At 62.9% G+C, this 23,186-nt stretch carries 22 protein-coding genes, 2 pseudogenes and 1 other annotated feature; of the genes and pseudogenes, 16 read left to right on the top strand and 8 right to left on the bottom strand.

The window, feature by feature from the left end:
* Positions 1–81: 81 nt before the first annotated feature.
* The 4 genes and pseudogenes from AC07ZS_RS04455 to trbF all read right to left on the bottom strand — a co-directional run.
* A complete protein-coding gene (locus AC07ZS_RS04455; protein ID WP_494797423.1) occupies positions 82–345 on the bottom strand; it encodes a DUF2274 domain-containing protein in 264 nt (87 codons plus the stop codon).
* Positions 342–1,628, bottom strand: a complete 1,287-nt coding sequence (locus AC07ZS_RS04450; RefSeq protein ID WP_494797422.1) for a TraB/TrbI/VirB10 family type IV secretion system protein — start codon at positions 1,626–1,628, stop codon at positions 342–344. Before AC07ZS_RS04450 ends, AC07ZS_RS04455 begins: the two co-directional genes overlap by 4 nt.
* Positions 1,625–2,602 (bottom strand): P-type conjugative transfer protein TrbG, encoded by a 978-nt coding sequence (gene trbG, locus AC07ZS_RS04445; protein ID WP_494797478.1) that lies wholly within the window; start codon positions 2,600–2,602, stop codon positions 1,625–1,627. The genes AC07ZS_RS04450 and trbG overlap by 4 nt, the downstream gene beginning before the upstream one ends.
* A 44-nt stretch (positions 2,603–2,646) precedes the next feature.
* Positions 2,647–3,177 (bottom strand): annotated as a pseudogene (gene trbF, locus AC07ZS_RS04440) (conjugal transfer protein TrbF); the annotation flags it as partial.
* A gap of 21 nt (positions 3,178–3,198) precedes the next feature.
* On the opposite strand from trbF, the gene AC07ZS_RS04435 reads away from it, so the two are divergent.
* On the top strand, positions 3,199–4,008 hold the full coding sequence (locus tag AC07ZS_RS04435) for a hypothetical protein (protein ID WP_494797421.1): 810 nt from the start codon (positions 3,199–3,201) through the stop codon (positions 4,006–4,008).
* On the opposite strand, the gene AC07ZS_RS04430 is transcribed toward AC07ZS_RS04435, so the two are convergent.
* The gene (locus AC07ZS_RS04430) at positions 3,906–4,988 is read right to left on the bottom strand and encodes an IS630 family transposase (RefSeq protein ID WP_494797420.1); all 1,083 of its coding nucleotides are present in this window, start codon (positions 4,986–4,988) and stop codon (positions 3,906–3,908) included. The genes AC07ZS_RS04435 and AC07ZS_RS04430 overlap by 103 nt on opposite strands.
* 468 nt (positions 4,989–5,456) lie before the next feature.
* Between AC07ZS_RS04430 and AC07ZS_RS04425 the strand changes: the two genes are divergently transcribed.
* Positions 5,457–6,146 carry a fatty acid desaturase gene (locus AC07ZS_RS04425; RefSeq protein WP_494797419.1) on the top strand — a complete coding sequence of 230 codons (690 nt, stop codon included), beginning with the start codon at positions 5,457–5,459 and terminating at the stop codon, positions 6,144–6,146.
* Between the two features lie 245 nt (positions 6,147–6,391).
* Here the strand turns inward: AC07ZS_RS04425 and AC07ZS_RS04420 are convergent.
* Positions 6,392–7,623, bottom strand: a pseudogene (locus AC07ZS_RS04420) (IS3 family transposase).
* Positions 7,229–7,345, bottom strand: a sequence feature (AL1L pseudoknot). It overlaps the preceding pseudogene by 117 nt.
* 471 nt (positions 7,624–8,094) lie before the next feature.
* Between AC07ZS_RS04420 and AC07ZS_RS04415 the strand changes: the two are divergent.
* The 9 genes from AC07ZS_RS04415 to AC07ZS_RS04375 all read left to right on the top strand — a co-directional run bounded on the left by AC07ZS_RS04415 (position 8,095) and on the right by AC07ZS_RS04375 (position 17,539).
* Entirely contained in the window at positions 8,095–9,519 is a 1,425-nt protein-coding gene (locus AC07ZS_RS04415) for an FAD-binding oxidoreductase (RefSeq protein ID WP_494797418.1), read from the top strand.
* A complete protein-coding gene (locus AC07ZS_RS04410; RefSeq protein ID WP_494797417.1) occupies positions 9,516–9,818 on the top strand; it encodes a hypothetical protein in 303 nt (100 codons plus the stop codon). Before AC07ZS_RS04415 ends, AC07ZS_RS04410 begins: the two co-directional genes overlap by 4 nt.
* Positions 9,815–11,374: a xylulokinase gene (xylB, locus tag AC07ZS_RS04405; RefSeq protein ID WP_494797416.1), complete on the top strand. Its 1,560-nt coding sequence runs from the start codon at positions 9,815–9,817 to the stop codon at positions 11,372–11,374. Before AC07ZS_RS04410 ends, xylB begins: the two co-directional genes overlap by 4 nt.
* Positions 11,374–12,471, top strand: coding sequence for an ABC transporter ATP-binding protein (locus AC07ZS_RS04400; RefSeq protein ID WP_494797415.1), 1,098 nt, complete (start codon positions 11,374–11,376; stop codon positions 12,469–12,471). The genes xylB and AC07ZS_RS04400 overlap by 1 nt, the downstream gene beginning before the upstream one ends.
* An 85-nt stretch (positions 12,472–12,556) precedes the next feature.
* Positions 12,557–13,906: an ABC transporter substrate-binding protein gene (locus AC07ZS_RS04395; RefSeq protein WP_494797414.1), complete on the top strand. Its 1,350-nt coding sequence runs from the start codon at positions 12,557–12,559 to the stop codon at positions 13,904–13,906.
* A 9-nt stretch (positions 13,907–13,915) separates the two neighbouring features.
* Positions 13,916–14,803, top strand: a complete 888-nt coding sequence (locus tag AC07ZS_RS04390) for a carbohydrate ABC transporter permease (RefSeq protein WP_494797413.1) — start codon at positions 13,916–13,918, stop codon at positions 14,801–14,803.
* Positions 14,800–15,639 (top strand): carbohydrate ABC transporter permease, encoded by an 840-nt coding sequence (locus AC07ZS_RS04385; RefSeq protein ID WP_494797412.1) that lies wholly within the window; start codon positions 14,800–14,802, stop codon positions 15,637–15,639. Before AC07ZS_RS04390 ends, AC07ZS_RS04385 begins: the two co-directional genes overlap by 4 nt.
* 5 nt (positions 15,640–15,644) lie before the next feature.
* On the top strand, positions 15,645–16,418 hold the full coding sequence (locus tag AC07ZS_RS04380; protein ID WP_494797411.1) for an SDR family NAD(P)-dependent oxidoreductase: 774 nt from the start codon (positions 15,645–15,647) through the stop codon (positions 16,416–16,418).
* Positions 16,415–17,539 carry a glycerol dehydrogenase gene (locus AC07ZS_RS04375; protein ID WP_494797410.1) on the top strand — a complete coding sequence of 375 codons (1,125 nt, stop codon included), beginning with the start codon at positions 16,415–16,417 and terminating at the stop codon, positions 17,537–17,539. Before AC07ZS_RS04380 ends, AC07ZS_RS04375 begins: the two co-directional genes overlap by 4 nt.
* Before the next feature lie 4 nt (positions 17,540–17,543).
* Here the strand turns inward: AC07ZS_RS04375 and AC07ZS_RS04370 are convergent, their stop codons facing one another.
* Positions 17,544–18,581, bottom strand: a complete 1,038-nt coding sequence (locus AC07ZS_RS04370; RefSeq protein WP_494797409.1) for a LacI family DNA-binding transcriptional regulator — start codon at positions 18,579–18,581, stop codon at positions 17,544–17,546.
* A 155-nt stretch (positions 18,582–18,736) separates the two neighbouring features.
* Between AC07ZS_RS04370 and AC07ZS_RS04365 the strand changes: the two genes are divergently transcribed.
* From AC07ZS_RS04365 to AC07ZS_RS04355, 3 genes are read left to right on the top strand one after another with little or no spacing between them, the layout of a single operon-like run.
* Positions 18,737–19,993 carry a tyrosine-type recombinase/integrase gene (locus tag AC07ZS_RS04365; protein WP_494797408.1) on the top strand — a complete coding sequence of 419 codons (1,257 nt, stop codon included), beginning with the start codon at positions 18,737–18,739 and terminating at the stop codon, positions 19,991–19,993.
* A gap of 60 nt (positions 19,994–20,053) precedes the next feature.
* The gene (locus tag AC07ZS_RS04360) at positions 20,054–20,329 is read left to right on the top strand and encodes a hypothetical protein (protein ID WP_494797407.1); all 276 of its coding nucleotides are present in this window, start codon (positions 20,054–20,056) and stop codon (positions 20,327–20,329) included.
* A gap of 4 nt (positions 20,330–20,333) precedes the next feature.
* A complete protein-coding gene (locus AC07ZS_RS04355) occupies positions 20,334–20,858 on the top strand; it encodes a helix-turn-helix transcriptional regulator (protein WP_494797406.1) in 525 nt (174 codons plus the stop codon).
* Positions 20,859–20,872: 14 nt separating this feature from the next.
* Here the strand turns inward: AC07ZS_RS04355 and AC07ZS_RS04350 are convergent, their stop codons facing one another.
* Positions 20,873–21,271: a helix-turn-helix transcriptional regulator gene (locus AC07ZS_RS04350; RefSeq protein ID WP_494797405.1), complete on the bottom strand. Its 399-nt coding sequence runs from the start codon at positions 21,269–21,271 to the stop codon at positions 20,873–20,875.
* Between the two features lie 125 nt (positions 21,272–21,396).
* Here AC07ZS_RS04350 and AC07ZS_RS04345 point away from each other — a divergent pair, with 125 nt between their 5' ends.
* Together AC07ZS_RS04345 and AC07ZS_RS04340 are read left to right on the top strand one after the other, a co-directional pair.
* The gene (locus AC07ZS_RS04345) at positions 21,397–22,269 is read left to right on the top strand and encodes a hypothetical protein (protein ID WP_494797404.1); all 873 of its coding nucleotides are present in this window, start codon (positions 21,397–21,399) and stop codon (positions 22,267–22,269) included.
* 40 nt (positions 22,270–22,309) lie between these two features.
* Positions 22,310–23,071: an abortive infection family protein gene (locus AC07ZS_RS04340; protein ID WP_494797403.1), complete on the top strand. Its 762-nt coding sequence runs from the start codon at positions 22,310–22,312 to the stop codon at positions 23,069–23,071.
* The last annotated feature ends 115 nt before the right edge of the window (positions 23,072–23,186 follow it).

The following is a 23,186-nucleotide window of genomic DNA, read 5'->3' as shown; positions in this document are numbered from 1 at the left end:
GTGCCACAGCGTCACGGAAATCCTGTCACGCTGATTGCATTGCAACTGTTGATGCCGTCATCGTGCAGGAGCCGACATCTATCAAGAACCTGCTGCAGCGTGCCCGGTCGTAGTTCGGGGCGGCGGTCGCTTGCCCGCGGCTCTGCTGAAGGCGCGATCGCGTGCCATGAAGGCTTCCAACATGTGCGGAATAAGAGAAGCTGCGTCAACCGGCTCGCCGTAGGCCTGTGAATGTTGAGCCGCATAACGGTCGAGCATGTCCTTCAGGGCGGCAGGCATGGTCACAGCAAGCCTCACCGTCGTTGCCTTTGGCAATGGTCCAAGGCGGAGCTTGGCTGCGCTCATTGCGGTACTCCCCGCACAAAGAACAATGGCTGGTACGGCCGCAGCACCAAGTCCTTGCTCACCATCACCCGCATCGGAAACCCCGGACGGATGGTCAGCGTTGGCTGGATGCTCGTGTTGCGCTTAGTGATATCCTGCCCGACTTGATTGATCGAGTCCTGCGCGCCCTCCCGAATGGCGATCACCGTTCTGTTGCCGTTCTGGTCCGTACGGCTCTCCGGCGCTGCCTGCTCTGCCCCCACGCCCAGTAGCGTCGACAGCGCCGCGCCGGCCACGATTCGGTCCCAGTGCCAGTCGACTCCATCCTCGAGCCCGGCATAGCCCGCTGGATCGATCCCCGGCAAACGGTCCAGCGCCACCGACGACGTGTCTGGCAGGATCAGCCGCGTCCACACCAGCAGCACGCGCCGCTGGCCAAACGAAACCTGGCTGTCATAGCGCCCAATCAGCCGCGAGCCCTGCGGGACCAACAGATGCCGCCCCGTGGCGGTGTCGTAGACCGCTTCGGTCACGTTGGCGATCACCTGCCCCGGCAGATCCGAATTGATCCCCGTCACCAGCGCTGCAGAAATCACGGTGCCCGCCATTACCTGGTACGGCGATGCGGGCAACTGCAGGGTTCCTGGATTGCGCGTGGCCCCGTCTCCCGATTTCGCCAGGAAGGCCTCCTTCGGACCCTGCCGGTTCTGGGCTGCAGTCGGATCGTTCGGCACCGCGGGCAGCGTGCCGCCGGCCGTTGCATCGAACGGATTCTGGGTCGGAGCGGCAATGCCTGCATTCGGATTGGCCACTGATGTCGTAGGTGGGGCGGCAGCCGCCGGCCTGCCGCCACCGGCCCCGCTCCCGGCCCCCCGGAAAAACACCGACGACCGCGCCGCTTCTTCGGCAGCCAGCTGCGCCGGATCGGTACCAGGCGGCGCCATCCGCTGTTCCATCGGCTGCTGCGATTTCACGATCGCCAGCCCGAGATCGCCAGGCAACGGTTCGCCCAGCACGGGCGGCGCAGCCTTCTGCACCGGCGGAAGTGCCGCATAGTCCTTGGGCAACCGATCCAGGCTCTCCGACTTCGCAATGCGATCAACGTTGAACAACTCATTCGCAGGAGCACGGGAGCGCTGCTGCGACTGCAACGACCAGAGCGTGCCGCCCAGCACCGCCGCGGCGAGCGTGCCGGCTCCGACTGCCAGCACGCGGCGATTCAGGCGAACGACAGGGCGCGGCTGCGCGCGCAGCGCCAGCGTTTCAGGATCAGCCTTGATGGATGCTGCGCCGGCCTCGCTCACGATCCGCTCCCGCGTTGAGCGCCATCCGTGCGCTCGATCCGTACGATCTCGGCCTTGCCGCCCTTGAACCCACCCAGCCGTAGTTCGGCAGCGCCGAAGAGCCGATCGACGACATAGTAAGGCGACCGGAAGCGGTAATTCACGAGCTGCCCATCCCCCTGCGCCCCAATCACGAACAGGGGCGGCAGCTCGCCCTGTGCAATACCGCCCGGGAACTGAATGTAGACCCGCTGCCCGTCGTGGAACGCACGCAGCGGCTTCCACGAGGGCCCGTCGCCCGAGATCGAATAGCGGAACTTGATCTGCTCCAGCGACAGGCCCGAGTCCACCGGCGCGGCCGCTTGGGCTTCGCGCGCCTGCTTCTGCAGCGCGAGCATCCGATCCTTCGGATAGTCCCACGACACCGATGCCATCCAGGCTTGTGGCGTCGAGGACAGCTCCAGCAGGTAAGTGCGCCGGTTCGTGGTGACGACGAGATTCGTCTTCAGCCCGATGCGCGTTGGCTTCACCAGGACGTTCACGCGCAGCGTGGCCCCCGAGCCGCTGGCCGTGTCGCCGACGATCCAGCGCACAGTATCGCCGGCGGAGACCGTCACCAATTCCTCACCCTCCTGCAGCGCGATCACTGTGACACGACCCGGGCTGGTGTACACCTGATACAGCGCTCCGTCCGCGTAGGGCCAGACCTGGATCGCATTCACGTACCCCTCGCGCGTCGGCGCGATGCGGGCGTCCTCATTCGCGCGGGAGACACGCACCTTGTCGTCGGCCGGCTCTTGCGCCGGCTTCAACTCAGTCTCGGTCGGCAGCGCCTTCATCTGCTCGGGCAACTGCAAGGGCTCCGGAACAGCCACCACTTCGATGGGCTTCGCAGGCTCAGGCAAGACCTTTGCAGCGACGGCCACGGGCTCGTCGAGCGAGATCACCGGCGGCGGCTTGCCCTGCGTGGCGCAGCCTGCGACAGACGCCAGCATGGCCAGCAGGATCAGCGGCGTTGTGGTTCTACGGAAATGTGGCTTCACGGTTTTGCTCCTTGCATTGCTTCGAGTTCACGGCTCCAGGACAGGCCGTTGACGTAGATGCCCAATGGGTTTTTGCGCAGCCGCTCTTCGGTGCGCGGCGGCTGCAACACGACGGACAGCACCGCCGTCCACCGCTCGGTGCCCGAAGGCGACCCATTCGTATAGCTGCGCTCGATCCAGCGCACCTGGAACGAGGCATCGCTGGCGCGGACCACGCTGGTCACTTCCACCGCCACCGAGCTTTGCCCGATGCGGGAGAACGGATCATTGGTGCGCGCGTAATCGTTCAGCGTCGCGGCACCGCGGTCGGTCGTGTAGTCGTAGGCTTCGAGCCAGTTGCGCCGCACCACGATCGGGTCGATGGAGAGCGACCGCACGTCGCCAATGAAGCGCGCCAGGTGGAACGCGATTTGCGCATCGGCCGGCTTGTACGGCGCGGCCGCTTCGCCCACGGCCCGCACCTGACCGGCGTTGTCCACCTCGATAACATAGGGCGTGACGATGGACTGCGCTGAGCGCCAGACTAAGACGAGTGGGGCGGGGCTGTCGTGGACAACAAACTCCTTCGGTCAGAACCTGACAAGCAACGCTTCGTCTCCGAAGTCACGTTAGCGACGCGCCTAGGCGTCCGTCCCATCACCGTTCGTAATTGGACTGCCCGAGGCTTCATCCAGTCGAAGACGATTCAAGCTGGCAAGAGTTTCCGCTATGTCGCAGATGCTTCGGTTGTGGATCAGACTCCGAGACGTAGCGAAGATCGCCTCCAAGCTCGCGCGGCCGGGAAGCTGTCAGGATTGCCAGTGAGCGTCCTCCAACAGTTGAAGCGCTCAGGCCACTACTCAAGCAACCCTGTTGCAAATGTTCGATTGGGCTACTGGCCAGATGATCTGAAGGCACTTACCGAACGGTTGATCGGGATTGCCAGAAAGCCAACTAATGGAGTCCAAGGCCCCAGCTCTGAAGGTGAAGAGCTCATATCATTGGATCGAATTCTGGCACTCAAAAAGCTTGGGGAAGTTCGATCCAAAGGTATTTTCTTGGGTGAGGTTTTGGACGGGAAGATTGTGCCCAGTGCAAGGTCGGGTAGCAAGCTGGGCTCGTTAATGTTTGACCTCGCGGACGTCGAATCTTTCAGGATTCGACAAGCCGTTGATTCAGCTCGCCAGTTCATCTCGGCCAAGGCTGCGGGTAGCTTGGTGGGTACACACGCTGACGTTGTGACCGCCCTAGTGCAGTGCGCCGCTCTGTTCTGTACTTATCCGGCGGTCGCCGCCAATGCTGCTTTTGCCCGGGTGACCTTGGCCAGGATGTCCGTTGCACTGGCGGTCCAGATGAACGGCTTGGGGTCGATGTTGTGATGGGCCACGTACAAGTCGATCGCCAGTTCCAACTCGGCCACGCTGGTGAAACTGTCGCGCCGGATGCGCTTGTCGGTGATGTCGCGGAAGAAGCGCTCGACCATGTTCAACCACGACGCGCTCGTCGGGGTGAAGTGCATGACGAAGCGCGGGTGGCTGGCCAGCCACTTCTGCACCTCGGGGTGGTTGTGCGTGGCGTAGTTGTCCACGACCAGATGCAGGCTCAGGTGCTTGGGCGTGCGGCGATCGATGAGCCGCAGGAACTTGAGCCACTCGCTGTGGCGGTGCCGCGGCTGACACATCGAGATCACGCTGCCGTCCAGGGTGTTGAGTGCAGCGAACAGCGTGGTCGTGCCGTGGCGCTTGTAGTCGTGGGTCACGGTGCCTGCACGACCGCGTTTGATTGGCAGCCCCGGCTGTGTGCGGTTGAGGGCCTGAATCTGGCTCTTCTCGTCGCAACTGAGCACCAGTGCGTGCTCGGGTGGGTTCATGTACAGGCCCACGACGTCCAGCAACTTGTCCTCGAAGCGTGGGTCGCGCGAGAGCTTGAAGGTGCGGCTCAGATGAGGCTTCAGGCCGTTGCCTTGCCAGACGCGGCGGATTGTCGTCGCACCGACGCCCAGGTGCTCGGCCAGCGTGCGAGTGCTCCAGTGCGTGGCGTTGACCGGCTTGTCGTGCAGCGTGGCCTGCACGATGCGAGACTCCATCTCGGCGGTGATAGTGGCCGGTCGTCCACTGCGCGGGGCGTCCTTGCGCAGCGCATCGATGCCGCCGGCCAGGAAGCGCTCACGCCACATCGCAATCTGGCGCCGGTCCAGCCCAGCCTCGATGGCAATGTCTTTGTTCTGCCGTCCCTGCGCTGCCAGCAGAATGACCAGCGCCCGCTGCTGCAGCCTGGCCTCCACCGTACGACGCCTGGCAAGCCCACGAAGCTCCCGCAAGGTGGTCTCGTCCAACTCAATCGTCTTGGCAACTCTCACTGTTCCAGCCTCCTGGAACGTCTGAGTATGCCGACAAAATTAAGTTCTACAAATTCACGCGCACTGCACTAGTGGCTGCTGGACATGTAGTTCGTTCTGCCAAGCACATCAACGGCATCTGCCGGAGGTCTGTCGAGAACTTCTTGAGTCAATGGCGACCGCTCTGCACGTTGGCAAATGAACTTGGTACTTCCACTCCAGCTCTCTTGGCCCATGCGGAGCGGCTGGGTATCAGCGTTATGAAGGTGGCACGCTCTGCAGGATTTGAAACTTCCTTCGTCACCCTGGAGGATGTTCAGTCACTTCGCACCGATCCCCGTGAGCGCCCCAGCGCACGTTCACGTCGAGGGAGGATCCTTAAGGGAGCCAAACTGCCGCAGCCATTCGGGGCACTTGCCGACGGGCGCGAAGCGACCCCAGGTGTTGTCCTTCGGAGATCGCATTCAAGCGTCTCAGTCCAGCGTTGAAATGACTTTGACGCTGGATGCTCTGCAGTGCAGGGACTGCAAGTATCCGGACATCGGCTATGGCCTGCTGCGCATGTCCGCCGCGCAGCCCTGGAAACCCTTCCACTTGGGCCAGCCGCTCTACGCTTTGTTGCTCGCGTTATTGTTCGAATGGGGCGTCGCTATCCAGGAGCTAGAGTTGGGCAAGTTCTTCACGCGGAAGAAGCACATGGAAGCCGTTGGCCCGCAGTTGCGTCGCACCGGAAGGAAGATGGCGGCCCAGGTGACCAAGGACTACATCGCCTGGCCGCTGCTGGGCGTCGCCCTGGCGCTTCCGTTCGCACTTGCAGGCGCCGGCCCGTCCCTGCTGACGGTGTTCCTCGTCGTATTCGGTGCCGGCGCCGTGGCCTGCCTGCTGCGCAGCCTGTGGACTTACATCATCATCTTCTGCGGCCACTTTCCGGAAGACGTACATGTGTTCACCAAGGCGCAGGAGGAGAACGAGACCCGCGCGCGCTGGTACGTGCGCCAGTTGCTCGGCTCCTGCAGCATCGGCGGCGGCCGACTGTTCCACGTCCTGTCCGGCAACCTGTCGCATCAGATCGAACACCATCTGTTCCCGGACCTGCCAGCAACCGGTACCCGGGTCTGGCCGTGCGCGTGCGCGCGCTGGCATCGCGCTACGGCATTCCGTACAACATCGGGTCGTTGACGCGGCAATTCGGGACGACGGTGATGAAAATCGTGCGGTTGTCGCTGCCCGGAGTTGGAGCGGCGGCTGCAGCTTGAGGTAAGAGGCCTATCCCATACCTATTCGGCCGCAATAATTCAAGATGCAGTAGCCGCCTGGATGGGCCTTTGCTTGCAATCTCCGCTTATGGTCGGGTGCTACAACCGTTCGCGGTGCTCAGGTAGCAGTGAATCGCCCCGGGATTCGTGGAGGCTGGTTGGTTTAAGTCAGGCCGCCACCGTGGTGGCTTGACTGGCGAGTTGCCGGTAATAGTTTGCCTCAGCTTCTGCAGGCGGGATGTACCCGACGGGTCCAAGGAGCCGTTGGTTATTGAACCAGGACACCCATTCCAGCGTCGCCAGCTCTACGGATTCCTTGGTCTTCCATGGTGCTCGCCGATGAATCAACTCAGCTTTGTAGAGGCCGTTGATAGTCTCGGCCAGCGCGTTGTCGTAGCTGTCACCTTTGCTGCCCACAGACGGTTCGATGCCGGCTTCACCCAGGCGTTCGCTGTACCGGATGGAGACGTATTGCGAGCCACGATCCGAGTGATGTATCAGGCTGCGATCCCGCTGCGGTTGACGGTCATAGAGAGCCTGTTCCAGCGCGTCCAGCACGAAGTCCGTGCGCATCGAACTGCTCACGCGCCAACCGACGATGCGCCGTGCAAACACATCGATGACGAAGGCCACGTAGAGCCAGCCCTACCAAGTCGACACGTACGTGAAGTCCGAAACCCACAGCTGGTTCGGTCGCTCGGCACGGAACTGCCGGTTGACCTTGTCCAGCGGGCATATCGCGTTTCTGTCACTGATCGTCGTGCGCACAATCTTGCCGCGCATCACACCGCGCAACCCGAGCCTGCGCATCAACCGCTCGACGGTGCATCGCGCCACGACCGTGCCCTCGCGTGCCAGTTGCCTCCAGACCTTGTCGGCGCCGTAGACCTGCATGTTGGCTTGCCAGACGCGCTGTATCGTCGGCATGAGGACATCGTCGCGATGTGCTCTGGCGCAGCGTCTGTGCGGCTCACGCGCCAGCGCCGCCTGCCGCCAATAACCTGACGGGGCGATCTGCAGCACCCTGCAGATCGGCTCGACCCCGTAGGCATGACGATGCTCGTCGATGAACCTCTTCAGGACTTCAGTCGGCGGTCGAGCTCCGCCTGGGCGAAAAACGCGCTGGCCAACTTCAGAATCTCGTTGGCCCGGCGCAGTTCCTTGACCTCGCGTTCCAGTTCCTTCATCCGCTGGGCCTCGCTGGTCGTGACGCCCTCGCGCACGCCGGTGTCGACCTCCACCCGCTTGACCCATTCCAGCAGCGTCTGCGGCACACAGCCGATCTTCGGTGCGATCGACTCGACTGCTGCCCATAGAGACGGGTACTCCCCACGGTGCTCTTGCACCATCCTCACGGCCCGCTCACGGACCTCGGGTGAGAACTTGTTCGACTTCTTCATGGCTCAATCCTCTCAGAGTGTTGAGCCTCCTCAAAAACCGGGGCGATTCAATCCAGGGTCAGCTACCCCTCTTTGCCTTCAAGCACTTACGCACGGCTGCACGGGCCGGCGAGCCAAAGTAAGTGCCATTCTCCCTAAAAGCGATTACGGGCTCCAGTTGAGCGCTTCAAGAACGGAGCTCGACCGCGATCGATCACTGCTGTGGTTTCCGTTCTCCACGCATCTCGCCTCACAAAAACATTGACAAAGAAATCTGTATCTACAAGAATTTGGACAAACGTTTGTTCAACAAAGATTTTTTTCTCACGAGGAGAGCGGTCATGAGCAATGGCGGCGCCCCCCTCGGGAATTCACCACAGGAGACATATGACGACAGTTTCACCAAGCGCTCTCACGGGCGACGCCCGCCAAGTCCCAAGCGCAACAACCTCTTGGTCCGCAACATCTCTGACATCGGCCATCGCTCATTCCTTGCGAGATATCGTTGGTGAAGAAAATTTTCTGGATACTGTCGCGGACCGATATGCCTATGCCCGGGATCGTCTGCCCTATGGCCTGTTCCGGCTGCGTACCGGTGATCTGCCGGGAACCTTGCCGGCGGCAATCGTCATTCCGGCCAATGAGGACGAGCTGATTGACATCGTCAAACTGGCAAATCGAGAGCGCATACGCCTGATTCCATTTGGTGCAGGCTCGGGTGTGCTGGGTGGAGCGATCGCGCTGTGCAGTGAGGTCGTGGTCGACTTGAAGCGGATGAACCGATTGCTTGAGCTCAACGAGATAGACGGCACGGCAGTTGTGCAATCCGGCATGAATGGGGGACATTTCGAAGAGGCACTTGGTGAGCGGGGCTATACAGCCAATCACCTGCCACAGTCGCTGTTCATGTCCACCGTGGGCGGTTGGGCGGCCTGTCGCGGCGCTGGTCAGGTGTCTTCGCGCTACGGAAAGATCGAGGACATCGTGGTCGGCTTGAAAGCCGTGCTGCCCGATGGCCGACGGCTCACGGTTCGTCCGGTGGCCCGCCGTGCGGTCGGCCCCAGCATCAAGGACTTGCTGATCGGCTCTGAGGGCGTGCTGGGCTTCATAACCGAACTCACATTGCGGGTGGGGCGCAAGCCGCAGACTCAGAAAGGCGTCACGCTGGCCTTTCCGTCGCTGCACAGCGCGATGGAAGCGTTGCGCGAGATCGCGCAGAGCGAAGGCAGACCCAGTGTCATGCGACTGTACGACGAGGAAGAGTCGCGCCAGCGCACCGAAGGGTTGGCAATGTTCCAACAAAAACCTGTGCTCGCAATCCTGCAATTCTGTGGCCCTGCGACGTTGGCACAGGCCGAGGAGGCGTTTGCCGTGCGCATTTGCGAGAACCATGGCGCCAGCGTGGTCGACAACAAGCCCTACGAGCATTGGATCGAAACACGCTACCAGTCTTACTCCATCAAGTGGCAGACCGCGGGTTACTACATGGACACCATCGAGATTACCGGCGCCTGGAGTGCGCTGCCAGCGATGTACCAGCGCATGCGCGAGGCAGTGCTTGGGCTGCACCCACAGGCCTACTTTGGCGCGCACTGGTCGCACATCTACCCCGAGGGCGCCTGCCAGTACATGACGCTGCGCCTGCCGCCCATGCCCGAGGCTCAGGCCCTAGCCATGCACCACCAAGCGTGGAACGAGTTGCAACAGATCTGCTTGGCACTGGGCGGCTCGATCTCCCACCACCATGGTGTGGGTGTGTTCCGCAACGAATGGCTGCGCGAAGAGCTGAACACCGGCATGGACCTGCTGCAGATCCTAAAGGACGGCATCGACCCACACAACTTGATCAACCCAGGCAAGGTGGGGCTGCGCGCTCCGGATGGAGCCGTTTCCCTGAGCGTAGGAGGTGCAGCATGAGCGCCGCTTCTGCTCCAGCCTCCTCGCAAGATCCCGTGGTCAGCCTGCGTGTGTGCGCCTACTGCCCCAACACGTGCCGACCCTCCTATCCCGCAGAGGCAGCGCGGCAGATGGAATCGCACACGCCGTCGGCGCTGTCGCTGATGGCGTTGGCCTATCTGGATGGTCGCCTGGACGTCGACAGCGGCGTGATGCAGGCCTTGCAGCGCCGGGATGCGCTCGTGGCCAGCCGAGGCCACTGTACCTATGGCCTGGACATGCCCGCCGTGCTGGACGCGGCGTTGAAAGGCACGTCATGAGCGCGCAAGCCCCCGTGCAGCACGCCTGGCTGATGGGCATCGACATCGGCGCGGGCAGCCTCAAGACCATGGTTGTGCGCAGCGATGGTCACATCGGCGGCAGCGCCTCCATGGACATCGCTACACATTCGCCGCAACCCCGCTGGAGCGAGCAAGATCCGCACGACTGGTGGCGCGCCGTGTGCGATACCGTGCCGCGCGCGCTGGCCGAGGCAGGCCTGACTGCGGGGGACATTCGCGCCGTGTCGTTCAGCGCGGGTGCCCACACGCCCGTGCTGGAAGATGCGATGGGCCGCGTGCTGCGCCCTGCCATTCTCTGGAGCGACCAGCGCAGCGGCGCGCAAGCCGCTGAACTGCAGGACGCGCACGGCGAACAGATCCTGCGCACCGCGCTAAACAGACCCACACCGACTTGGACCTTGCCGCAGTTTAAATGGCTGGTGGCCCACGAACCCGAGGTGGTGCGTGCCACGCGCCGCGTCTACGTGGCCAAGGACTGGCTGCGGTCGCGCATGACCGGAACATGGGAGACAGACCGTACCGAAGCCGTGGGCACGATGCTCTTCGACGCGGGGCAGGACCGTTGGTCTGCGGAGCTGTGCGACATGATCGGCTGGCCCCTGGACACGTTGCCGCCGCTGGTGCAGCCGACCACCGTGGTCGGTGAGGTCACGGCGCAAGCCGCCCAGCAATGTGGCCTGCGCGCCGGCACACCGGTGGTTTGCGGTACTTCCGACACTTCGATCGAAACCTTCGGGGCCGGTTCCATCACCCCGGGCGACGGTACGGTGAAGCTCGCCACGGCGGGCACCGTTAGCATCGTGGGCAACGCGCCGCACGTACACCCCACGCTGATTAACTATCCGTTGGCCGTCCCTGGCCTCTGGTACACGATCACCGGCACCAACAGCTGCGCTTCGGCCCATCGCTGGCTACGCGACACCTTCTTCATGCAAGGCGCTACCAGTGGCAGCACCGCGTTCGCCGAGATGGACCGGCTGGCCGGCACGGTGCCGCCCGGCGCCGACGGACTGCTGTTCCACCCCTACCTGCAAGGCGAGCGTGCGCCGTACTGGGATCCGCTGCTGCGCGCCGACTTCGTGGGCATGACGTTTCGCCACAACCGCGCCCATTTCGTGAGAGCTCTGTACGAAGGCATTGCGTTTTCCCTGCGCGAAGTGCAAGAGCAGTTCAACGCCGAGAACATGGCGATCCAGCGCGCCCGTATCATTGGTGGCGGCGCCAAAAGCACCGTGTGGCGGCAGATCGTGGCAGACGTGCTGGGCATCGACATTCTGCTCCCCCGCACCACCGACGCTTCGTTCGGTGCGGCCTTGCTGGCTGGCGTGGGCATCGGCGTCTTCGCCGACGAGCGAAGTGCCGCCCTTGCCTGCACCGAGGTGATGGAAACGGCGCGGCCCGATCCCCGTCGCGCGGCCTACTACACAGAACTGTTCGCGCTGTACAAGCAAGCCCAGCGCGGGCTGGCTGACGTAAACCACGCGCTGTCACGCCTGCCCACCATGACTGCAGACTCGGCGAAAGGGGCAACCTGATGGCGCAGATCGTACTGAACAAACTGCGCAAGGACTTCGGCCCGGTCTCGGTCGTCTCGGAGTTTTCTCTGACAGTAGCGCACGGAGAATTTGTCGTGTTGGTCGGCCCTTCGGGTTGCGGCAAATCGACCACGCTTCGCATGGTGGCCGGGCTGGAGGACACCAGCGGCGGGAGCATCTGCATCGGCGAGCGTGACGTGACGCACCTGGAACCCAAGGACCGCAACATCGCCATGGTGTTCCAGAACTACGCGTTGTACCCACACAAGACGGTGTACGAAAACCTCGCCTTCGGCCTGCGCATGCGCAAGACCGCGCCGGCCGAGATTGCGCAGCAGGTGAAGTGGGCGGCCGAGATCCTCGGCATTGAACATCTGCTGGAGCGCAAGCCGCGTCAGCTGTCGGGCGGGCAGATGCAACGCGTCTCGCTGGGCCGCGCGCTGGTGCGCAAGCCCGACGCCTTCCTGCTGGACGAACCGCTATCCAACCTGGACGCCAAACTGCGTGTGCGCATGCGAGAGGAAATCGGCCAGCTGCACAAGCGCATCCACACCAGCATGATCTACGTCACGCACGACCAGGTCGAGGCCATGACACTGGGCGACCGCATCGTCGTCATGCACCAGGGTCGGGTGCAGCAGGTGGGTACGCCGCTGCAGGTCTATGACCACCCCGCCAACCGCTTCGTGGCCGGCTTCATCGGTGCGCCCGAGATGAACTTCATTGAAGGTGAGCTGGTGGCCGATGCTCAGGGCCTGAGGTTCGACGGGCCGGGCGTGCAGGTGCCGATCCCTCGCGAACGCTGGATCGGGGGCAGCGCGCCGGCCGTTGCACGCCGCGTCGTACTGGGTGTGCGACCCGAGCATCTGGTGCCCAACGACACCGGCGAGATCGCCGCGACGGTGGGCCTGGTTGAGCAACTTGGCTCGCAGACCTTGCTGGTCTGCGACATCGGCGCGGGCAACAGCCTGCGCGTCCTGGGCGGCCGCGAAGACCGATTCACCCGTGGCGCGGCCTGCCGCCTGACGTTGCATCCGCAGAAGGTCCACCTGTTCGATGCGGAGGACGGCGCCAGCCTGTTGCCACCGCCCCCCTGAGTTCCCGAGCGTTTTCCCCATAACAAGAAGAGACCCTGCCCCGGGGCACATGATGCCCTTCACTACAAACCTAACGGAGACAACGATGGCCACACAAATTGAAGATCGCACAAGTGCCCCCGCGCAATCACTCACCACAGAAGAGACCTCGCATTCCCGCAGGCGTCTGCTGGGCGGTGGCGCCACTGGCGCCGCGCTGATGGCGCTAGGCGCCCCGGCCGTGCATGCGCAGACCAAAACCATCCGCTTTCTCAACGCCGAGCCTGGCCGCGAGTCGGTACGAGCACTACGCGTGGCTGCGGCCGAATACGAGAAACTGACGGGCGTGAAGGTGCAGGTGGATACGGTACCGCCGGATGAGGCGTACAGCAAACTGCAGGCATCGATCTCCAGTGGCACGCCCTACGACATTGGCACGCTGGCGTTTGCCGGCCATATGCTCATCCTGGCCGAGGCCGGCAAGCTCGCGCCCATGACCAAGTTGATCGAGAAGTCCAAGTGGGGTCCACGCATCCTGTTTCCGGTCAAGGGCGAACACTATTGGTACCCCTATGACTACAACTTCTGCTGGATGTACTACCGCAAGGATCTGTACCAGCAAAAGGGACTGAAAGTACCGACGACCTTTGACCAGATGGCAGAGAATTGCAAGGTGTTGACGGGCGACGGCAAGTTCGGCGTGGGCCATCCGCTGGGCGCGAACTCGGCCATGCAATGGATGTCCATCGGCTATCTCTGGGCTGACGGCGCCAAGCTGCTGGACGACGACTTCAAGCTCGTGATCGACAACGCGGAGATGAAGCCGAAGATGATCCGCTATCTCGACTTCATGAAGAAGCTGCAGCCTTCTATGCCCACCGGCATGACGCAGGCCCTGTTCGGTACGGTGCTGGGCCAGTACTCCGGCGGGCAGATCGCCCACGCGCCCTACGCCGGACGTCTGATGGAAGTGCTGGAGGACCGTGCACCAGATCTGGCGGGGAAAACCGGCTTCTTCATGTACCCGGATAGCACTGGCAAGGGCCAGGCAGTGAACCATGGTTACGACGGATGGGTGCTGCTCAACACGCCCATGAAGGACGAGGCCTACAAGTTCATGGAGTGGTTCACCGAACGCCACTACATTAACTTCCTGCATTCGGCACCGCTGCACTTTCAGCCCCCGCGGCTGGACGTCTACGACGACCCGCAATGGCGCGCGCACCCGCTAGTGGAGAAACACGCCGAATTGGTCGAGTTCATGCGCGGCATCCTCACGAACAAAGATGTCACCATCCGATCGATCGACACCGAAGGCTCGCGCATCGACCTGCGGCCAGGCAAGATGTTTGAGACCTTCGCCATCAGTGAGGCGGTGCAGAATCGCCTGCTAAAGGACATGCCTGCGGCTGAAGCCGTGGACATCATGGCGAAAAAGTACCGCACGGTTCTGTAGTCCAGAGCGATGAAACGCATACGAACCGGCAGCGATCGCGCGCTGCTGTGGGCGTTCGGCGCCGGGGTCGCAGTCACGCTGCTGCTGATCCTGGTGCCGGTCCTTGACGCCATCCGACTGAGCCTCTACCACGCAGAGTCCTTTATCTCGATACGGACCTGGGTGGGTCTTGCCAACTACACCCGCATCCTGTCCGACGAGACGTTCTGGCACGCCCTTCGCGTGGGTCTGCTGTTCGCTGTCGTAACCATCGCGGCGCAGGTCGTGCTGGGCGTGCTGTTTGCGCTGCTGCTGGACCAACAGTTCCCAGGGCGTCCCCTGGTGCGCGGCATCACGGTACTGCCCTACCTGCTGCCTACGGTGGTCGTGACGGTCATTTTCCAGTGGCTGCTGGACGGTGGTCTGGGTCTGTTCACCGTTTGGTCGGAACAGCTGGGGCTGGGCCGGCCGGCCTGGTTCGAGAATCCGACGTCGGCGATGCTGATCCTGATCGGTGTCAGCGTCTGGACCTGGACGCCGTTCGTCACCGTGTGCTTCCTGGCCGCTTTGCAGACCGTGCCGAAGTCGCTCTACGAAGCAGCGCGAGTCGATGGCGCCAGCGCCTGGAAGCGTTTCTGGCACATCACCATCCCGATGCTTGCACCCATGCTAACCGTCACCGTCCTGTTGCGCAGCATCTGGATGTTCAACAAGTTCGATGTGGTGTGGCTGCTCACCAAGGGCGGTCCGCTATCGGCCACCGAGCACCTGCCCGTGCTGTCTTACCGACGCGCTTTCAGCCAGTTCGATGTGGGCGGCGGCGCGACGGTGGCCACGCTGTCGTTCCTGCTGCTCACGCTGCTGATTGCGGTGTATTTCCACTACTTCCCGTTGGAAGAAAAAGAGGCCAAACCATGAACGCCCGGCGATCTCCCCTGGCACGCTTCACGCTCTTCTCGGGTGTGGCGCTGATGTGCCTGTGGTCCTTTTTCCCGATCTACTGGATGGTCGTATCCAGCCTGCGGCCCGAACGCGACCTGTTCGCCCCGCCCACGCTGTGGCCCAGCAGCATCGACACCGGCCTGAAGGCGTACCGCACGTTGCTGGAGCTGACCGACTACCCCGTGCAGTTCCGCAACAGCGTGCTGGTGGCGCTGGCGGTGGTGGCCATCACGCTGGTGGTGTCGGTGCTGATCGCCTATGTGGTGACGCGCTACCGCATCCCGGGCAAGACCATCATCGTGGGCAGCATGCTCTACGCCTACATGTTCCCGCCGTTGCTGCTGGCCATCCCGCTGCTGTCGATCTTCGCGAACCTGGGCCTGGCCGACACCTTGTGGGCGGTGATCGCCGCACACTGCACGCTGACCATTCCACTGGGCGTGTGGCTGCTGTGGGGCTTCTTCAAGGTCATGCCGCTGGACCTGGAGGAAGCGGCGATGGTGGACGGCTGTACGCGGGCCGGCGCGTTCTTCCGTGTGGTGCTGCCGCTGTCGCTGCCTGGCATCGTCACGGTGGCCATCTTCGCCTTTCTGCTGTCGTGGACGGACTACATCTTCGCGTTCGTGCTGGTCAGTAGCGACAGCCAGAAGACCCTGCCAGTGGGTCTGGCCTCGATCCTTGGCACCTTCGACGCGCGCTGGGGTGAGCTCATGGCTGGCGCCACGCTGATAGCCTTGCCTTTGTTGATCCTGTTCACCTTCCTCAGCCGATACTTCATCCAGGGGCTGGCGGCCGGGGCCATGAAGGGCTGAGAAACATGAACTTCGGACTGAAAGGCAAGCTGGCTTTGATCACCGGCGGGGGCCGGGGCATTGGGCTGGCGGAAGCGCGGGCGCTGGCGGCCGAGGGCGCGCAGATCGCCATCGTCGACCGCGACCCCGAAGCGGCCCATGCGAGTGGGGCCGAACTCGTGGCCGCCGGAGCGCGGGCCGAAGCCTATGTGGGCGACGCGACCAACGAAGCCGACGTGGTCCGCGTGTTGGCTGCGGTGCAGCAGCGCTTCGGCCGGCTCGACATCTTGGTGAACAACGCAGGCATCGGCGTCAAACCGGCCTACTCCGTGGAAACCATGCCCGCGCAGGCCTGGGACCTCATGGTGCATGTGCACATGCGCAGTACCTTCCTGTGGTCGCGCGGGGCCATCCCTCTGATGGCGGCAGGCGGCTTCGGGCGCATCGTCAACACTTCGTCGATGAACTTCACTGGCGGTGGCCGACCCGGCGTGTCGCACTACGCGGCGGCCAAAGCCGGCATCGCGGGCTTCACGCAGACGCTGGCCAAGGAGGTGGGCCCCAAAGGCATCACAGCCAACGCCATCGCGCCGGGCTATGTGGAGACCGAGCTCATCGCGCAGTTCAACCCCGCGATGCGTGACTTGCTGCGCCGGCAGAATCCGGTCGGGCGCCTGTGCCAGCCGCAGGAGGTGGCCGCGCTCGTGGCATTCCTGTGCTCGACGCAGGCCGGTTTCATCAATGGCGAGTTGGTCTGCCTGGATGGCGGCCGCCGCGACTTCTATTGGGGTGAGGAATGAACGAAGACATCACGGTGCGGGCCATCGGTTTCCCCGGCCGCTACATCCAGGGCCCCGGCGCAATCGCACAACTGGCGCCCCTGGTGACGGAGCTGGGATGCCATGCCATCGTGGTCATCAGTGACGACATCGTGTGGGCCGCCGTCGGCGAGGCGCTGCGCACCTCCCTGCGTTCGGGCGGGCACGAGGCCACGTTCCTGCGCTTTCCCGGCGAGTGCTCCAGCAGCGTGATCGCCGCGCTGGCGCAAGAGGCGACCACCGTGGGACCGAGCGGGGCCGATATTGTGGTGGCGCTGGGTGGCGGCAAGACCATCGACACCGCCAAGGGTGTGGCCAAGGCATGCGGTGCGAGGCTGGTGGTGGTGCCGACCATCGCCTCCAACGACTCGCCGACCAGCCGGCTCATCGTGCTCTACGACGACGCCCACCGTGTGGCCGGTGTGGAGATGCTGGCGCGCAACCCCGACGCCGTGCTGGTGGACACGAGTATCGTGGCGCGCGCGCCCGCGCGTTTTTTCGCGGCTGGCCTGGGCGACGCTTTGAGCAAGAAGTTCGAGTCCGAACAATGCCACCTGGCCGGCGGCCTCAACTTCTTTGGCACGCCCTCGCTGCCCACGGCACGCTTGCTGGCGCGGCTGTGCTACGAAACCATCCTCGAGCACGGCGCGGCCGCGCTGGCGCGCGTGGCGCAGACCCAGTCGCCCGACGCATCAGTGGAGCGTGTCGTGGAAGCCTCGGTACTGCTGTCGGGCCTGGGCTTCGAGAGCGGCGGGTTGTCTCTGGCCCACGCGTTGACGCGCGGCTTCACGGCGCACCCCGCGCTGGCGCGCTGGTTGCATGGCGAGTTGGTGGCGTTCGGCACGGTTGTGCAACTGGTGGCCGAGGATCGGCCTGAGATCGAGATAAAGGACCATGCGCGCTTTGTGGCGTCGTTGGGTCTACCGGTGTGCTGGGCCGACCTCGGTCTGACTGCGGTCATCGCGGAGGAACTCGCCGAGATGGCCCGCCTGACTTGCGCCGCCCCCTACATCGGCAACCTCTTTCCTAAGGCCGATGCCGCGCGCATCGTGTGGGCGCTGCAGCGCGCCGATCTTTTAGGGCGGATGGTCAAGACTACCTGAACCACTACCGAGAAGGAGGGGCCGTCGACTGGCGCAGCATCAGCCCCATGGGTGCCAGTTGTCTGTCCACGCGCGGGAGGTCGCCGTCGATCAATGCGATCAAGGCCTGCGCGCCGTCGAAACCCATCTGCTCGACAGGCATTGTCACGGTCGACATCGGCGGGAACATCACCTCGGCAATCGGGCCGTCGTGCACCGTTATGAGAGACATGTCTTGAGGTACACGGATACCTTCGGCGTGCAGCACTTTCATCGCACCGGCCGCCGCAGACAGGGTTAGCGCGAAGACCGCTGTCGGGCGCGGTCCCTGGCGGTTGAGGATAGTCAGCATCGCTTGCGCCCCACCTGCCATCGTATAGCCCGAAACCTGTACCAGATCCGATTCCAGTGCAATGCCTGCCGCAGCAAGTGCGTCGCAGTAACCAGCGTAGCGGCCGATACCGGTGGAGGGGTTCACTTGGCCAGATAGGTGCGCGATGCGGCGGTGCCCTAATCCGATCAGGTGATCTACCGCCATGCGTGCTGCGGTGCGGCTGTCGAAGTAGATGCAATTGCGCACACCTTGCACCTTGCGATTGAGCAGCACGAAAGGCACTTTGGCGCGCTTCACGGCGCGCAACATCACACTGTTCTCGTCCAGCGTCGTCACTAGCAGACCATCCACCCGGTTGATACGCGCCAAGCGCTCATAGGCACCTTCGTTGTCACCCGGCTGCTCAATGTGGGCGATCAGGAGCGAATAGCCAAGGTCGCGCGCGCCTCGCTCTGCACCCAAGATGATGTCTGCGTACACCGGATTGTCCAGTTGTGGCACCGCGATGCCCAGGGTGTAGGTGCGCGCCGTGCGCAGGCTGCGCGCCTGCAGATTCGGCTGATAGGCCAACTTTTTGGCCGCGGCCTCAATGCGCTTGCGCGTCTCTTCGCTGGCGCGCTGATTTTTGTCACCGCACAGCACGCGCGAGACGGTGGAGACATCCACCGCGGCCAAGGCGGCGACGTCGGTAAGGGTGCTGCGCTTGCTGGCCGGTGTCTTGACGGGCATCGTTAGGTCTAGAGCGAAATTCGATAGGTCTACTTCGGTTGTGCACCGCAATTTTAGGGCGTTTGAGCAGGGGAACCAGGAGGTCAATATTCCATCGGCTCCAACATCCTGACCCCTGACGGTAAAAGCCGTCATGAACAGGAGGAAAAACCTCGATGCTTACCGACACCGCACTGCGCAATTTGAAGCCTAAGTCCTTGACTTATAAGGCTTCTGACCGGGACGGAATGTACGTGACGGTATCGCCCACCGGTACCGTCACCTTCCGCTTCGATTACCGTCTCAACGGCCGCCGCGAGACCCTGACCATTGGCCGCTACGGGCCGGCGGGCATTTCGCTGGCGATGGCCCGAGAAAAGCTGCTGGATGCCAAGAAGGCTGTCGCCCAGGGCAAGTCCCCGGCGCATGAGAAACAGCGCGAGAAGCGCCGCCTGACCGCCGCCAAGAACTTCGGCGACATGACCGCCCAATGGCTGGCCAGCGCCCGGATGGCCGACAGCACGCGAGCGATGCGCAAGAGCATCGTCGATCGGGACATCCTGCCGGCCTTCCAGAATCGTCTGCTCAACGAAATCACCGCCGACGACTTGCGCGCCTTGTGCGGCAAGGTGAAGGGGAGGGGCGCCCCGGCCACCGCGGTGCATGTTCGCGACATCGTGAAGCAGGTCTATGCCTTCGCCATCCTGCATGGGGAGAAGGTGGACAACCCGGCGGCCGACGTGGGCGCGGCCTCGATTGCAACCTTCGTACCCAAGGACCGCGCCTTGTCGCCGCTGGAGATCCGTTTGATGTCGCGGCAGATGGAGTCGGTGGCCACGTATCCGACCATCCGTTTGGCGCTGCGCATGATTCTGCTAACGCTGGTGCGCAAGAGCGAGCTGATCGAGGCCACCTGGGACGAGGTTGATTTCGAGACCGCGACCTGGACCATCCCGAAGCAGCGGATGAAGGGGCGCAACCCGCATGTGGTCTACCTGTCGCGCCAAGCGCTGGACATCCTGGTGGCGCTGCACACTTGCGCGGCCGGCTCGAAGTTCGTGCTGCCGTCGCGCTACGACTCCGACCGCTGCATGTCCCACGCGACCCTCAACCGGGTCACTCAGATCGTCGCGCAGCGGGCCAAGGCTGCAGGCCTGCCTCTGGAGCCGTTCACCGTCCACGATCTGCGCCGCACGGGCTCGACGCTGCTCAACGAGATCGGGTTCAACCGCGACTGGATCGAGAAGTGCCTTGCGCACGAGGAGGGGCGTTCCTCGCGGTCGATCTACAACAAGGCCGAATACGCCGAGCAGCGGCGCCACATGCTGCAGGAGTGGGCCAGCATGGTCGATGCCTGGATCGACGGACGGACCTACGTGCCAAAGCTGATGCCGGAGAACTTTATCGTGCCGGTGTTGAGTGCGATGGCCTGACATAGAGGATGGGTTGTCACTTGACAACCCAGCCGATTATTCCCATACTGGAGATTGCTGATGGCCCGTTCCCCTCATCCAAAGAAAGAGGTCGAGGACGCACTCAGGCATGCCGAAGGGCAGAGCTGGCGCGTGGAAGTTGGTGGCAGCCACGCCTGGGGGCGGATTTATTGCCCGTACAACGACGCGGAGTGCCGCTGCGGCGAGTTCTGTATCACCAGCGTGTGGAGCACGCCGAAGAACCCGGGGAACCACGCACGCGCCTTGCGGCGCGTCGTGGACAACTGCACGACGCACCGCGCGCAGCAGGAGGCGGCCGACGATGTCGAGGAATAGCGCGATGGAATACACCTTTACCCTGAAATACCAGCTTGCCGATGATGACCGAGACCCGGATGGGCTGGTCGAGCGCCTGGGCGAGGCAGGTTGCGACGATGCCCTGGTGGGCATTGGCCAGCCGGGGCGACTCGCATTGGAGTTCGTTCGCGAGGCGGACAGCGCGGACGCGGCGGTGCGCAGCGCGCTGGCCGACGTGCGAAGCGCCGTACCGTCGGCAAAGCTGATCGAGGTCGCGCCGGATCTTGTCGGACTGACCGATGTGGCCGACATCGTGGGTGTGTCGCGGCAGAACATGCGCAAGCTGATGCTGGCTTATCCGGGCAGCTTTCCGGCACCGGTGCATGAGGGCAGTGCATCGATCTGGCACTTGGCGGATGTGTTGGCCTGGCTGCAGGCCAAGGGCAGCTATACGCTGGCCAGCGATGTTCTGGAGGTGGCGTGCGTTGCCTTGCAGGTCAATGTGGCCAAGGAGGGGCGGCGCCTATCGCGCTCGGCTTCCAAGGTATTGGAAACTCTTGTTGGATGAGGCTCTTGCTGATCTCATTTCTGACTCGGACCCGCCCGAACAGGGCGTGTTTTTCGTAGGTGGACATCCGGCTTGCCGGCGCTGATGCGAGGGGCTTGCTTGCGCTCCTCGATCCAGGTTTCCACTTCGGCCAGATCCCACACCACGCAGCGCTGCGTCAGATTGAAGCGCCGTGGAAATTCGCCGCGGCGCTCCATTTCGTAGATCGTCGTTTCGGCCAGTGGGACGATCTGCCGCAGCTCATGACGGCGGATGGTGCGACGAAATGGCAGCGCGCCGTGTTTCGGGAACTGCGGGAGATCGTCGTAGGCGTTCGAGCCCGGCAAGGGGAGGGATGTAGGTTGCGGTCGCATGGCTGCGCTGCTGTCCCGGCCGATTTTTCCTGACGGGTTATTCTCCATGTCGAACTCCATGGTTGTTCGGCGATATGTCTTGCCACCGTATGACGATATGGTGGCTTTCACCGGCTATCGCGGAAACTCACAGGAGCGTAGAGAGGCGTACTGAAGACAAATGGCCAAGGGAAAGGGGGGAGAGCATGGCGACGGTAACGGTTTCTCCGATTCATTTCGAAGACTACAGCGGCACTCAGTTTGAGCGCCTGGTCTTTGCGTACCATGTACGCGCTGGCTGGCGTGACCTGATCTGGCACGGCCAATCGGGAGGCGACCAAGGGCGGGACATCTCGGGCATCGAGCCATTCGATGACCAGCCGGCACGCAAAACCATCATCCAATGCGCCAACCGGGACACACTGACCTTGGCGAAGGCCAAGGGCGATATGACCAAGGCGCTCAAGGCCGCTGACGGGACGCCGAATGCCTTCAAGTTCGTCTCTCGCGGCGCTGTTTCGGACGCCAGCCGAACACGAATCGAGCAAGCAGCAGCTTCTCTTGGGGTTGCTCATGTGACGATATGGTCCGGCGTGGAATTCGAGGAAAACCTGCGGCTTCGTGCCGAGTACCTGCTGCATCGTTTCGTCCAAGGTATCGAGTTTCCCGATGCTGAAGCGGAGATCCGAAAGTTCGTGGACGACTTCCCCGACCTTTCGGATGCCGATGCGCTGCAATTGATGACGGCCGTGTTTGATCGGCCGGCCTTTCGCACGCCGTTTCAACAGGAAAGCTCCTTGCCTGCCTTTCAGCAGGCGGTCGAGGACACCATTGGCGCACTCAACACTGGCGTGTGGCGGACGCGCGAGGGCGACGAGATCAGGCGTATTCCTTCGATCCACCATCTTCAAGATCAACGTATCCAGGCGGTGCTTGCAAAGGTGGTTCGTCAGGTCGATGAGCTGCGCCGCATCTTTGTGACCCGGCTCAAGGAAGGAGAGATCAGGCACTGCGGATGCGGTCTGACCCTGCCTCGATTTCACGTACAGCAAGAAGTTGGTAACTTCTGGAGTACGTGAAATCGAGGCAGGGTCAGATTGTTCATTTCAAGGGGCAGGAATGAACTATGAATTGTTAGGGGATTCGGTATGGCGCGGCCCGCTCGTACTGGCGATGCAGCGCGCCATGCTGGCCGAATTCAACTCGTCGGATTGGCATGAGCTTGGCTACCTGACAGGGTGCCATGACTACATTCGTGGACACGCTCGGCTGCTCCGAAGTCTAGGGTTTGGGGATGACGACTACGGTGCTTGTATCTTTCAGGCGCTTGAGCATTTTGCAAATAACGGCACTCAGGCCTTGGTTGCCGTCGTAGATCATCCCAAGGTTCGTCCGCATCTCGAGCGGGAACAGGCAGCCAAGCTGATAGAAATGGGTTATCAGGCGGGGCATGTTCCCGCTGTGCTGCCGACAGTCTCGGCCTCAGAGGTCGTGCGCCGTGCTCTGCAAGATGCCGATCACTTGCTTTCTACATCTGGGGCGCCGAGTGCGATCGACCGCCTTCACACCGCCATGCATGGCTACCTGAAGTCGACTTGCCACGACTGTGCGATCTCGCTCCCCGACGGGGCCACGCTCACACAGGCCTACAAGGCGCTTCGTGCTCACCATCCCGCGTTGCAGTCGTTGGGGGAACATGATGGTGAGATTGGCAGAGTATTAGGGTCGTTCGCATCTGTTCTCGATGCGCTCAATACCCTACGCAACCATGGAAGCGTCGCCCATCCCAACGAATACATCGTTGAACGGGCTGAGGGCGAACTGGTCGTCAATGCGGTTCGAACGATCTTTCACTATTTGAGCCAGAAGATTCGCTCGTAAGTGCGGCGTGTCAGCGCATTCTCGCGTCGTCACGCTCTTGAGCATTGCCCCGGGGTTCCGATCCCTTGCGTGGCTCTTTGGTTCACGCGCTACGCTTGCTCGGGAGGTAGGTCGG

It is taken from the genome of Hydrogenophaga sp. GW456-12-10-14-TSB4 (assembly GCF_059424305.1).
Note: the sequence above shows the minus strand (reverse complement) of the source record. Positions and strands in the feature narration are given on the sequence as shown.